At 58.8% G+C, this 13705-nt stretch carries 10 protein-coding genes; 9 read left to right on the plus strand and 1 reads right to left on the minus strand.

Annotated features, from left to right (window positions below; genetic code table 11):
- The first annotated feature begins 28 nt into the window (after positions 1-28).
- From ABJ076_RS23105 to ABJ076_RS23145, 9 genes are all read left to right on the plus strand, one after another.
- Positions 29-1300, plus strand: coding sequence for a DNA repair exonuclease (locus tag ABJ076_RS23105; RefSeq protein WP_348195970.1), 1272 nt, complete (start codon positions 29-31; stop codon positions 1298-1300).
- A complete protein-coding gene (locus ABJ076_RS23110; RefSeq protein WP_348195971.1) occupies positions 1300-4782 on the plus strand; it encodes an AAA family ATPase in 3483 nt (1160 codons plus the stop codon). Before ABJ076_RS23105 ends, ABJ076_RS23110 begins: the two co-directional genes overlap by 1 nt.
- A 417-nt stretch (positions 4783-5199) precedes the next feature.
- Positions 5200-6024, plus strand: a complete 825-nt coding sequence (locus tag ABJ076_RS23115; protein WP_348195747.1) for a hypothetical protein — start codon at positions 5200-5202, stop codon at positions 6022-6024.
- A complete protein-coding gene (locus tag ABJ076_RS23120; protein WP_348208639.1) occupies positions 6014-6646 on the plus strand; it encodes a hypothetical protein in 633 nt (210 codons plus the stop codon). The genes ABJ076_RS23115 and ABJ076_RS23120 overlap by 11 nt, the downstream gene beginning before the upstream one ends.
- A 3-nt stretch (positions 6647-6649) precedes the next feature.
- Entirely contained in the window at positions 6650-10039 is a 3390-nt protein-coding gene (locus tag ABJ076_RS23125) for an ATP-dependent helicase (RefSeq protein WP_348195749.1), read from the plus strand.
- Positions 10040-10141: 102 nt separating this feature from the next.
- Positions 10142-10645: a hypothetical protein gene (locus ABJ076_RS23130; protein WP_348195750.1), complete on the plus strand. Its 504-nt coding sequence runs from the start codon at positions 10142-10144 to the stop codon at positions 10643-10645.
- 4 nt (positions 10646-10649) lie between these two features.
- On the plus strand, positions 10650-11126 hold the full coding sequence (locus ABJ076_RS23135; protein WP_348195751.1) for a hypothetical protein: 477 nt from the start codon (positions 10650-10652) through the stop codon (positions 11124-11126).
- Complete coding sequence (locus ABJ076_RS23140) at positions 11116-11610, plus strand: hypothetical protein (protein WP_348195752.1); 495 nt, start codon at positions 11116-11118, stop codon at positions 11608-11610. Before ABJ076_RS23135 ends, ABJ076_RS23140 begins: the two co-directional genes overlap by 11 nt.
- Positions 11607-12983 carry a hypothetical protein gene (locus ABJ076_RS23145; RefSeq protein ID WP_348195753.1) on the plus strand — a complete coding sequence of 459 codons (1377 nt, stop codon included), beginning with the start codon at positions 11607-11609 and terminating at the stop codon, positions 12981-12983. The genes ABJ076_RS23140 and ABJ076_RS23145 overlap by 4 nt, the downstream gene beginning before the upstream one ends.
- A gap of 22 nt (positions 12984-13005) precedes the next feature.
- Here the strand turns inward: ABJ076_RS23145 and ABJ076_RS23150 are convergent, their stop codons facing one another.
- Positions 13006-13542, minus strand: a complete 537-nt coding sequence (locus ABJ076_RS23150) for a hypothetical protein (RefSeq protein ID WP_348195754.1) — start codon at positions 13540-13542, stop codon at positions 13006-13008.
- Between the last annotated feature and the right edge of the window lie 163 nt (positions 13543-13705).

Consider the following 13705-nt stretch of genomic DNA (forward strand, 5'->3'; position numbering starts at 1 on the left):
CATCGCTCAGGTAATGGACAATGCACCTATGGCATTCCGATTCATCCATACTGCTGACCTTCATCTCGATTCCCCGCTACGTTCGCTTGCAATGCGCAACAGCGACCTCGCCGAGTTGATCGGCGACGCCACGCGGCAGGCTTTGGTAATGATCGTCGACTTGTGTATCGATGAACAGGTCGATGCGCTGATTGTCGCCGGCGATCTCTATGACGGCGACCAGACATCCATGAAGACTGCCCGGTTTCTGGCCAGCCAGATGCAGCGGCTCAACGAAGCCGGCATCGCGACCTTCATCATCCGAGGAAATCACGACGCCCTTTCGCGCATCACGCAGGAACTGATCCTGCAGCCGTCGGTTACCGTTTTCGGCGGGCGCGCTCATTGCGTCGACATCACCAAGGACGGGCTCGCACTTTCTATTCACGGCCTGAGTTTCGCCAAGCCTCAGGCTCCGGAAAGCCTTCTTGAGAAGTATCACCGCCCTACCCCGGATGCTGTCAATATCGGGATCATGCATACGAGCTTGGCGGGCGCTCCTGGGCACGATCCTTACGCGCCTTGCAAGCTATCCGACCTCCAGGGCTGGGGATTCGATTATTGGGCACTGGGACACGTCCATGTCCGGACTGAATACGCCGGCGATCGCGTAGTGGTCATGCCAGGAATGCCTCAGGGACGGGACATCAATGAAGCCGGGGAAAAGACAGTCAGCCTCGTTACGGTCAATGACGATCACAGCCTCAGGATCGAAGAACGCACGACAAACACCGCCCAGTTCGAACGCGTCCCGGTCGACATGTCCTCGGCAGAGACCTGGCGAGAGGCAGCCGATCTGATTGAGGCAGAGATTTCTGGAGCACGCGAACAAACACGATGTCAGCATCTTGTGGCTCGTCTTCGATTGACAGGTGCGACCCCGTTGTCGTGGCGGCTGCGACGCGATCGCGATTTGCTGCTGGCTGAAACCGAGCAGCGCGCAGAGAGCTTGGGAAACACCTGGATCGAAAAGATCGATTTGGCGACAACGGCGCCGGTCAGCAAACCGGTTGGAAGCGCGACCGCCGATCCAGTCCTTGAACTCGGCGAGTTGATGCGAGACGACATCATTCAACAGCATGGCGTTCGACAAATCGTGCACGACCTCGTCAAGGAACTGCGCGATGACCTGCCGCCGGAAGCGCGCGGGTTCAGCGGCATCAACGAAGACGAGTTCGAGGCGCTGGTCGATCAGTTGCTGTCCGAAGGAAGCGAGGACATGCTGGCTCGGCTCAAAGCCAACGCTCCGGAGGTCGACTGATGCGCCTGCGCCGGCTCGATCTCACCCGCTACGGCAAGTTCACCGATTATTCGATCGACTTCGGGGAACATGAGAGCGACACACCGGATTTGCATATCGTCTACGGCCTGAACGAAGCCGGCAAATCGACGGCTCTTTCCGCCTATCTCGACCTCCTGTTCGGCATTGAGGAACGCACGCGCTACGGTTTTATTCATCAAGGTAAAGCCATGGAGATCGGCGCCTGTCTGGAGTTCGAAGGATCGGCTCACGAGTTCAGGCGCGTCAAGCAGCGCAGCAATTCCCTCCTGGATGAGCACGGGCAGCCGGTCAACGAGGCGATTCTGGGCTTCCCGCTCGCTGGTCTGACACGCGACGCATACCGCATGATGTTTTCACTCGACGACCAGACACTGGAGGACGGTGGCAACGCGATACTGGAGAGCAAGGGCGATCTGGGCGAGTTGCTGTTCTCGGCAAGTGCGGGCCTGGCTGGCGTCAATTCCATTCTCCAAACCGCGGCGGCCGAAGCCGACGGCATTTTTCGGAAGCGCGCGAGTTCGACCGCAATCGCAGGTCTGAAGCGACAGATTGCGGAGCTGAAATCAAAGCGCGACGAAATCGATGTGCAGGCCTCCTCTTACAAGACGCTGACGGCAGCGCTTGAGCAAGCCGAGACTGCTTATGACGCTGCCATGAAGGAGATCGCAGCAGCCAAGGTGCGTCACGAGGTGATAATCCGTACTCTGCGCGCCTACCCTTTGGCGACCGAATACCTTCAGGGGCACGAGAAGCTGTCGGAATACAAGGACATGCCCCACCCTCCGGCGGAATGGGCGACCGCTCTTCCCGAGCTCATCGTCGAGGAGACGCGGCTTCAAACACAGACTATCGGCCTCAAACAGCGTGAGCAGAAGCTTCGTGACGAACTCGCGGGGTTGATCGTCGAGGACCGTCTGCTCGAGATGGCGGAAGATCTCGATCGGCTTGGAGACGCCGCCGCACGCTACACGACGGCTGCAGACGATCTCCCCAAAAGGAACGACGCGCTGGCTGAATGCAACCGCAAGATCGATCTTATTCTCGTGACCTTGGGACAATCCAATGTCGACGACCCCAAGACACTTCTTGTTCCAGCCTCCACGATCGGAGCGCTTCGTGATCTGATCACCCAAAAAACCGGCATCGATGTCGCGCACCAATCAGCCGAAAAGGAAGAAGTGTCCGCCCGGCAGGCTCTGGAAGATGAGCAGCGCGCTCGCCAGGCGCTTGACGGACAAGGCGTCGCGGTCGACGCGGGCAAGATCGCACAGCTTCAATCCGTACTGAAACGCCTGCGCGACGGAAATCTGGTTGCCGAACTTCGCCTTGCGGAGCGAGCCCTTCCCGAGAAGAGACGCGCCTTTGATGATGCTATCCACAACCTCCATCCCTGGGCTGGCGAGGGGACGGAACTACGAAAGATCTCGCCGCCCCAACCCGACCAACTGGCCGCATGGAAACTGATTTTTGACGGGATCGAGAAGAGGCGCGCACAGATCGGCGAGCGGAAACGGGAGCTCTCGACAAAGTGCAATGAGGACACCGCCAGGATCTCTTCCCTGCGCGAAACATCTAGCATTAAGGATGACGAGGAGGCGAAAGCTGCCCTAGTTCAACGTGACGAAGCGTGGGCACACCACTTGTCCAGCTTGGATCGAGAAACGGCCGATCGTTTCGAAAGGGAAATGCGATCGGCCGATGCGATCCTCGATATACGACTAAACGGTCTCAAAGAGCTCGAGGAGTTGCGGTCCCTGTCGGCGGCGTTGTCGGTCGCAAGGGCACACCTCGAGCAGCAAGATCAATTGCTGCAAGAGACCGACAGTGAACTGGAAGCCTTGCGCCGCGAAATCCGGTCCGAGACGCCAACCGAGATCGAACTGGCTGCGGACAAACCCACGCATGCCTGGCTAAAATCAGTCAGCAGCTGGGCTGAGGCCCGCACCTCGGCACTGATTGCACATGATGACCTCCGTCGATCTCTGAGCGATATTGACGAAGCTAAGTCAGCAATAACAACGGAAAAGGATTTTCTCTCTGAATCCTTGATGACCATTGGGATCGATGTCGAGGGACTGGATTTGGCTGCATTGATGCAGGCAGCTGACAACATTCTCACGGAACACGCTACCAGCCGAACCAGACGCGTCGAAGCAGACAAACGCCTCGCGGAGTTTCAAGCCGCAGCGTCTCAGCGAAAAGCGGCATTGGACCAAGCCGTAGCCGCATTCGAAGAGTGGCAGCGTGCTTGGGGGAGAATCCTCTCCAACACCTGGTTTTCCGATCGTCAAGGCAGTGTCGGCGCGATACGAGAACTCCTCGACGCGATGACCGGTCTCCCCGAGGCGTTGCGCGAGCAGGAAGACCTGAGTCATCGCATCGCGTCGATGGAATCCGATCAGGCAGCCTTCGCTGATACAGTCGAGCGGCTGCATATGGCACTCGGAGAAGCGTACGATGGCAACAATCCGCTCGCCGCAGCCAAGGCATTAATCCGACGGCACGAAGAAGCCAGGCAGACAGACGCGAAACGACAGGAACGAATCCAGGCTCTTGCCGATCTCGAACTCGAGCATGAGCATCTGGATGGAGAGATCGCAGTTCATGACTCGCGCAAGGGGGAGATGTGTGAATTCTTCCAGGTCAACGAGCTCGCCGATGTCCGACAGGCGTTGGAGCGCTGCAAGAAAAGGGACGAGTTGATCACGGAACTCGGCAAACTCTCGCGGCAGATTCTCGGGGAGACGCAGAGGCAATTCATCGAGGAGGCGGTAGCCGGCCTCCGCAATATCAACCTCGGCGAACTGAAGGCAGAACAAGCTGAACTCGATGCGCGCCTTGCCGACCTCGACGGACGCGCAAAGGATCTCTTCGCTGACAGGGCTCGCGCGACTGACGCATTGGACGCGATCGGAGGCGATGACACTGTCGCCCGCCTCGAAGCGAACCGCCGCACATTACTTCTGGAAATCGAGGATCTGGCGCTGCGATATCTACGCCTGAAGACCGGAAGCTTGGTCGCTGAACACGGTATCCGCGCATATCGGGAAAAGCACCGTAGTGCGATGATGAACCGGGCATCCGAAGCCTTCCGGTTGATTACGCGTGATGAATACTCCGGACTTGCCACACGGCCGGACAAGGATCGTGAGGCGTTGATCGGACTGTCGCGGCAAGGCGGATCCAAACTCGCGGTCGAAATGTCAAAGGGCACACAGTTTCAGCTATATCTGGCGCTTCGATTGGCCGGATACGAGGAGTTCGCGGCAGCAAGGCCTTCTGTACCGTTTATCGCTGATGATATTATGGAAACGTTCGACGAACCGCGATCGGAGGAAGTCTTTCGGCTGTTCGGGCAGATGGCTCGGGTAGGCCAGGTTATATACCTCACCCATCACCGTCACCTGTGCGAGATTGCCGTGCAAGTCGTGCCGGATGCAAGAGTTCATGAGATCGCATGAAAGCGCGGCCTGTGGATGCGAAGACACCGGCTGCCGTTGATGCGCATTTGGATGCATGGTCTGCGTTATCGCACCGCAACCCGCGTCCACCAAGATTTGCGTCCTTGGTTGTGGTATCGCGCCGTCCCCAAAACATGATCTCGCAGTTCAGCCTCCCATCGAGAGCCAGTTGATTTGCTTTATTCTCCGCTGTGGATCTTGGATACCAGCGAGGCAACTAGAAATAGTTTATCGTCCGTTTCATCATAAGCTAGGTGGATAACTTTCTGGCGGAAAGTTGAACCCCGTCTCTGGCTGCGGGAATATTGCCGATATTATGCAGCGGACGTTGAGATTCGCTGGCTGAATTTTTTTCAGAAATTTGTTTCCGGTTTTGGGCGACCGTGCCGATTACACATATAGATGAAAGGATAGCCCATGGCTGAAGCACCATCTTCGCAGTCGGCGGAACCGGAGAATTCCGAAGAACCTGACGAACCGCCGCAGATTGCACCGCTCACGCGTGGCAGGTGCAAGCGGCTGGAAAGAACCGAGCGGGAAATCGTCAGCGCTCTTGACCTCGCCGGGCAGGAGTTGGTGCGACGCGCTGAGTGCGCGGACGAGCGCGATCCGCTTTTTCTTTCGGCGGAAAGCCTCGTGTTCTTCATACGCCGAGCTATTCATTCCAGCGACACGAAGACACGCGATGCGCTCTTTCGCCTGCTGTTCGAGCGTTGCAGTCCTTTTTTCCGCGGAAAGTTCAGGGGATTCGACCGTGAGATGCGGGAGGACTTACAGGGTGACGTCATGCGCAAGGTCGTCGAAGATCTCTTCGCGCCGGACGATCGAGGCGACTACATGCAGGAGCGGTTCTGGGACTACCTGACGAAAAAAACGGTCGACGCCTGCCGTACGGCCTTTCGGCATAGCGGCGATACCGAAAGTCTCGACTCGGGTTTTTCCGGCGAAGGCAACTCCGAAGGGCTGACTTTGCTCGAAAAGCAGGCTGACGAACGGCTTTCGCCCGAACAACTTTCAATGATCTCGGACGGGCTTGCCAGGCTCCCGCCGCGCCTGAGGCAGGTCTTCCTGTTGCGCCACTATGTCGAGATGAAGATCGGCGCCGATAACCCCGCAGATGACCCGGACGGCGAAGTGACAATCGCACGCCAATACGGCCGCTCAGGTCGCACAATTCGTAACTGGTTGAAGGAAGCTGATGCACTTTTGGCCGGCTTCCGGGAGAATGAAAATGGAGAATAGAAATATGGCGACGCTCGATGATGTTCTTCACGAGTTCGTCGCAGAGAATGACAGACCTACAGCAGAGAACATCCAGAAGTGGGTTGCGCATTATCCACAATTCGAGAAGGAGCTGGTCGATTTTGCCGCTACCTGGGCCGAACAGCTGGTTCTGCCGGAAGCGCCGGACCTTGGAGACGCATCCGAACGTGTCCTTATTAATCGCGCGATGAGCCATGTTCAGAATATGGCTTATCAGGCTTCAGGCGCGCAGTCTGAATCACCGATTCAGAGCCTTACTGGCGAAGCACAGAAAGCCGGTATGGATTCGCAGGAGTTTGCGAAAGCTTGCGGACTTGACCTAGCGCTGGTGAGCAAACTCAACAGCCGAATGATTGAGCCGGCAACAATTCCAGGCTCGTTGGTTCAGCATGTTGCACGACTGATCGACAGGTCATTTGACGCAGTCACAAACTATCTCGCATTGCCGCCACGCAATCTTGCCGGCAATGCGTATCTGGCCCGCGCCAAGCCTTCGAGCCTTGGGCGACAGAGCTTTGCCGACGCAGTGAATGCTTCATCGCTATCGGATGCCGAGAAGAGGCGCTGGCTAGACGAAGGGACGGACCGAGAAGGAGGCTGAATTATGGAAGGCTTCGATACCGTTCGGGCTGTCGCCCGTCGCGCGCACGATGATGCGGCAATGAAAGCGAACGGCGAGCGTTCGGCATCAAAGCTGCTGGAGGGTGCGACGCGTCTGACGGGCATTCCCCGTCAGGGCGTACAGGCCGGCGACCCTGTGCTGTGTGGAGCTGAAGCTATTCTCGATCCCCAGACGCCCGCAATCTTTTATAAGCAGAGCGTGCCGGAGGAAAAGGCAGCGTTTTATCAAGCTCATGAGTTTGGGCATCACTTTCTGGATAACGCATCCGGTGCCTGCAGCACCGCCGATATCGATGACATCATGCCCGAAGAACGCATGCCTTTGGGAGTTCAGCGTGTTGAGGGGTATGGACCGCGCGAACGCCGGGAATGTCAGGCCAACGTCTTTGCGCGCGAATTTTTACTCCCCTGCAGCGAAGCGCGCAGGCTCTTTATTACCGAGCGACTTCCAGCAACCAGCATCGCCGAGCAGCGCGGTCTGCCCCTTGGCCTCGTATACCAACAGCTTGCCCAGGCACTGTTTGTACCGGAATTCGAGGCCGCGCCGGTGCAAACCCATAAGACACCGGCTTTGGACGACTCCCAACGTGCGGCAGCGGAGGCAATGGATGCTCCGCACCTCGTGGAAGCTGGGCCCGGCACCGGAAAAACGCGAACGCTGATCGCACGCATTGACTGGCTGCTTCACAAAAAAGAGGTCCCGCCTGAGAACATCCTCGCCTTGACCTTCTCAAATAAAGCGGCTGAGGAAATGCGCGAACGCGTCGCATTGTCGGCGCCAGATGCTGCGCCGGCTATCTGGGCAGGCACTTTTCATGCCTTCGGTCTCGAAGTGCTACGCAAGTACGGGCACCTTCTTGGGTTAGACCCCAATGTCCAGCCGGTTGACCCGAGCGATGCGCTGCTGCTGCTCGAAGAGCGTTTGCCTGATCTCCCTCTCGATCATTACCTAAAGCTTTATGACCCAGCTCTTGCCCTTCGCGATGTACTGAGCGCGATATCGCGCGCAAAGGACGAGCTGATTGGTCCGGCGCAGTATCGTAGCTTCGGCGAAGCCATGCTTAACGAGGCCGGACACGACGCCGATGCCCGCGAAGCTGCCCAGAAGGTCATCGAAGTCGCTGATATATACGCCGTCTACGAGCAGATCCTGCAGGACGCTGGAGTGGTCGACTTCGCCGATCTCATTCTCAAGCCAATAAAGCTCCTTGAGGAGCATTCCGAAGTCCGCGCGGCATTGCGCGGTCAGTATCCGCATATTCTGGTCGACGAATACCAGGACGTTAATCGCGCCAGCAGCGTTTTGCTTCAGCTCCTGGCGGAGGGTAGCAAGGAACTGTGGGTCGTCGGGGACGCCCGGCAATCAATCTACAGATTCCGCGGTGCATCGCCGGCAAACATTCGGAATTTCGAACGCGACTTTCCCGGTGGCAAGCGCCTATCGCTGGACGTGAACTATCGTTCGCAAGACCCGGTCGTCCGATTTGTTGAAGCCTTTGCGCCAAAGATGAAAGCGAGTGTAGGCGGATTGCCGCCAAAATGGACGGCGCATCGCGGTCACCAGGGCGGTGAGATTTGCATGGAGATCGCGATAGATTTGCCCGCAGAAGCAACCGGCCTTGCCGCAGAGATAGAAAAGCGACGCAAAGACGGAGTGCCTTACCGGGACCAGGCGATTCTCTGCCGCTCTCACACCAATCTTGCACGTTTTGCAAGTCAGCTTGAGGCGCGCGGCATACCGGTGCTGTATCTCGGAGATCTTTTTGAACGTCCGGAAACCAGGGACATGCTCTCGCTACTCTCGTTTACCTGCGAGCCCGAGCGCGGCGGCCTTCTGCGTATTGCAAGCTTTCCTGAGTACAGCCTGCCACTGGACGACGTTCGGGAGGTACTCTCATTTGCGAAGGAAAAGCGCATTTATCCGCTGGACGCGATATCCCGCCTGAGCGAGATCCCCGGCTTGTCCTCTCAGGGCCGGGCGGGGCTTGGAAAGCTCGCCGATCATCTTTCCTTCGTGACGCCCGGAACGACACCCGGCGCATTGCTGGCAGAATATCTATTCGTTCGGAGCGGCTATCTAGATCCGGTGCTGGCGGATGAGAGCGTTTCCGGGCAACAACAACGGCTCGCCCTGTTCCAGCTCTTGCAGTTCGCAATCGAACACAAGGGTATTGGCGGCGGCGGACCTCGAAACCAGTTGCTCCAGTGGATACGACGTCTGGAGATTTTCGGAGAAGAGCGGCAACTGCGGCAAATGCCATCGGCTGCTGCCGGTATTGACGCGGTTCGCTTGCTGACAGTCCATGCGAGCAAAGGGCTCGAATTCAGCGTTGTCTATCTTCCGGGGCTTGGCACCTCCATGTTTCCGGTGAACCCGCAATACAATCCGTGCCCGCCCCCGCCCTCTATGCTGAGCGACGATCCCAAGGCTTCGCATGCGGAGGAGGAAGAGTGTCTTTTTTTCGTGGCCGCTTCGCGGGCGCGGGACACCCTGCATCTCTCCCGTGCCGAACGCTACGGCGCCAATCGAAACGCGTCATCCCTGCTGACTGCGATGGTCGCCCATCTCCCCCGGCAACCCGACGGTCCGCCGCGATGGCGGGATGGCGGCGACATCGGTGAAACAGGCGTTGAGAGCCATGCTCACCTTGCCCCTGAACTGGATTCACATCGCGCAGAAGACCTGGATCAGTACCTGCGCTGTCCGCGGGCTTATCTTTATCAGCGAGTGCTTGCGCTCAGCGGTGCGCGTGACGACAACGCTTATGTCGAGTTCCACAGGGCGGTTTACTCCGTGCTTCGCTGGATGAGCGCACAGGAGGCGGGCAGGAAAATCGGACGCGAGGAGGCTTTCGGCATGCTCGAAACCGCCTGGGAGGAAATCGGGCCCTCAAAACACCCCTACGCTGCGGTCTACCGGGAAGCAGCAGACGGCATCATCGGTCGGGCAATCACGCGGCGCTCAAGCGGTGCGGAAATCCTTGACGCTGATTGGCAACTGGTTCGTCCGAACGGACGCATCAGGGTTAGACCGGATCATGTCGAGAACGGGCCTGAAGGACCGATAATACGGCGCCTGCGTACAGGGAAGCCACCCAAAAATGTCAATGATGACCTTTACGCCCTGTATCACGCTGCCGCCGCGCAGGAACTTGGCAATGCCAAGGTCGAAGCTCTCTTTTTGACGACGGACGAGGTCGTACCCGTTCCGATGTCGGAAAAGGTCATCGGCAACCGCCTGCAAAAATACGACAATGCAATTGCCGGTATTCGAGCCGGGCATTTTCCTGCCAGCCCGGACGAGCGGACCTGCCCGCGCTGCCCGCAATACTTCATCTGCCCGGGCATTCCCGGGGAATCTTCAGAATTCTGACTTCCGGGTTTCCGGTTTCTCAGCGCCGCAACGATTTCCTTAGTATGGAGCGACGCAAAGCCGGGTGGTCCGGCCGCCACGCTCCCAAGCAAGGAAAGGAGAATGGCGGTGAAGAAGACCGAGATTCTTTTGCAGGGGGAAAAAATCCCCGACATTCAGCTGGTGACGCTCGAACGCGGCAGGAAGGTCACTGACCTTCTGGCGGAAGCAGCGCGTCTCCGCAAAGACAAAGGCGAAGACGGGTACTGCGTGTTCGCCGAGGACAGCGAGGAGCCGCTCGGCGAACACGACGAGTTGCCTGAAGACCCGGACGGAAAGCCCGGCCGCTTCCATGTCCATCGTTGTCGGCACATTACGGTGACTGTCTCCTTCAATGGCGTGAGCGAGGACCGGGTATTCGGTCCTGGCGTTCCGGTCGCGACCGTGAAGAAATGGGCCGCCATCCGCGCCTTCGGCATGGACCCCGGCGATGCCGCCGAGCATGTCCTGCAGCTGACCGGTACTTCTGACCGGCCGGAGCCGGATACGCATATCGGTGCTTTGGTCAGCTGCCCGGCGTGCAGCCTCGCGTTCGACCTCGTCCCGCTCAAGCGCGTGGAGGGCTGAAACCATGAATGAACGCGTACCTTCACCCGACGAACAAATGCTCCGGCTCCATCTGGAGTCGGGGCGGTTTCGCAGCGGCGTCGCCTTCGGTTGGTGGCGTCTGACAGCCATCAACTGGCCTTACCTGATTGTCGGTGTAGCGGCACGCGACGGCATTGAATACGGGTTTCGTTTTCAGTGCGATGACTATCCGCGCAAGGCGGTCACGGCGCAGCCTTGGGATCTCGATGCGAACAGGCCCCTTCCGCCCAAGTTCTGGCCGAAGGGGCGCGCCCGCATTCCCCATGCATTCAATCCCGGCTGGAAAAACGGCACGTGCCTTTACTTGCCGTGCGACCGGCAGGCGATCGAAGGCCATGAGAACTGGGTGCATGAGCATCCGGCCCTCCTGTGGGACCCTGAAAAGGGGATTTGCAAGTATCTCGGCATCATCCACGAGATGCTGAATTCGAGCGATTATGGAGGCCGCCGTGCAGCCTGATCCTGTTCTCAGCATCCCGCCTCAGCTTTGGCGCGAGCTTCTTGACGAGCTGCACCGGCGGACCGGCGAGCGGCATGAAAGCGGCGCCTTTCTTTTAGGCCGGTCAGACCAGCACGGCCGGCACGCGGAGAAAATTGTTTATTACGACGACCTCGATCCGGCCGCCTACCGCACGGGTGTGGTCATCATGCACGCCCACAGCTTCGGACCCTTGTGGGAAATCTGCCGTGGCAGCGGCCTGTCGGTCGTTGCCGACATACACGTGCATCCAAAGCGTGCGTTCCAGAGTCTCGCCGACCGGAACAATCCGATGATCGCAACGGCAGGTCATCTGGCTCTGATCGTACCCTGGTTTGCACGTCCGCCAGTGGAGGTGAAGGAGCTGGGCTTCTTCGAGTATCGGGGGCGGCATCGCTGGCGAAATCTCGGCGGCCCCGGAATCGAAAGCTTTCTGAAAATCGGGAACGCGGAGGTGTTGTCATGAATATTGCTGTCGACGATGCAATCGGTGATCGCCTGAACCGCTTGGTAAAGCTCGCGATGGATACCGGTGAGGCCGCCAGTCTGGAAGAGGCCGAACGGATGTTCGCGGAGTACAGGCTGTCCGTTTCCGTGGGCGCCGATATCGCGCATTCGCCGACACTGCAGGCAACACTGCTCACTATCGTCAACAGCGCGCGCCGCAGCTTCCTTGGGGGCGTCGAAGTCGATGTTGCCGTTGACTCACCGTTGCTTGTGCCTCTCAGCAGGCACGAGAATCTTGGGGCTGCTGTGCGCGCACTTGGCGGGCGCATCACGACCAAGATTAGTACAGCCACACCCCTTATCTGTCTCGGTAACGTGCCGGACAAAGCCGAAAATCCGATCGCGATCCGGGCAACTTTTGACGGGTGGACCGGCGGCATTCTGCCTCTTTCGCAAAGCACAAAGCGCCTTGGCGAAAAGCAGGAGTTTGCACCTGCTGGCGTTCTTGCCGGTGCACTCGCTGTTACCGAGGCTTTTCAGTTCCTGCGCCGCAATCAACCACTGGCGGGCCGCCGTGAGGCAGGACTGTCGCTTTGGCGTCCGGAGCTTTCCTGGCAGGATAGCGCCGCACGAGGCCCGCAGATCGACCGACTGCCATCATCGCTATGGTTGGTCGGGCTTGGCAATCTGGGTCAGGCCTATCTCTGGACGCTCGGGATGCTGCCCTATGCCTCACCGTCCGAAGTACAACTCGTTCTGCAGGATTTCGACGTCCTTGCCCCGTCTAATGAAAGCACATCACTCTTGACCACGGCCGACGTCGTCGGGATTCACAAGACAAGGGCGATGGCGCAGTGGGCGCAACAGCGCGGATTCAGGTCAACAATTATAGAACGCCGCTTTGATGCGAACTTCAGAGCGTGGCCGGATGAACCGTCGTTAGCGTTGTGCGGCGTCGATAATGCACTTGCGCGCGCCGCATTGGAAGACGTTGGCTTCGGACGGATTATCGAAGCCGGACTCGGCGGCGGGACCGCAGACTTTCTGGGCTTTCGGACACATGTCTTCCCGGGTGTGCGAAAAGCGCGCGATGTCTGGAAACCGACGGCGCAAAGCGACGAAAGCCGAATTGACCTTCCGGCCTATGAGAAGCTCTCTGCCGCCGGCCTGGACCGCTGCGGGCTCACACGGCTGGCCGGCAGAACGGTTGGAGCGCCTTTTGTGGGTGCCATCGCCGGCGCTGTCGTAATCGCTGAGACATTGCGGGCCGTAAACGGTGCACATGCCTATGATCTCATCGACGGCCATTTGCGCGATCTCGCACATCGCACGGTCGTCCCTGCGGTTAACCCGGCACCATTCAATCCGGGAGCGACGCCGGTGGAGCTATAGCGGCGAGGTTGCTGCGGGCAGGTCAGATATCCCGCTCATCTTGGTCTTCCGAAGTCAGGAGCGAACAATCGCGCCACGCGCGTTCGAGTGTATCCATGTCTGTGGCGACACGAGGAAAGCCCCGGCAGAGCGAAGGCAGGCGATCCGAAAGGTCGAAGAGCGGACCGTAACCCGCGTCCCCGGGAAACAGCAGCATATAATCGAACGCGCGTAGTTGCCGTTTGCGAAAAACCAGGACGAGCGGACTTTCTTCGCGGTAGTCCTGGCCGCGGGCTGCGCCGATCTCGAATTTCTGATTGCGGTTCGTCTGACTGAAAACACACTGTCGCACCTCAACTTCATCATGCTCTCCCCGAGGTCCGACATGGATAAGACAAACGCGTTGCGTCTGGTGATCGGCAATACGGAAGTAGTCCCTAACGACATTCGCATTGAAGTGGGAATGGTCCCGCCGCCCGCCCGAGGCCGGGACGCGGGCGATCAGTATGCGGTCGAACGCTTCATCAGCTGCGGGTGTGGCACGTTCCTCGGGCGCGCGGCGCCGGCGTGGCCGGGGCACGACAAAACCGCCCGCCTGCCCCGCGCCAGGAGTGGCCGGTCATAATGACGAACCTTGGGCAAAGCCGCGATGGATGCGGTCTCGACGCGCCACAAGGTCCGGCACTTGTCCGCGACCAAAGTAGCGACGTCTGCCCCTAACGAAATCAAAGTTGATCACTGCT

Source organism: Nisaea sp. (assembly GCF_039990255.1).
Lineage (GTDB): Bacteria > Pseudomonadota > Alphaproteobacteria > Thalassobaculales > Thalassobaculaceae > Nisaea.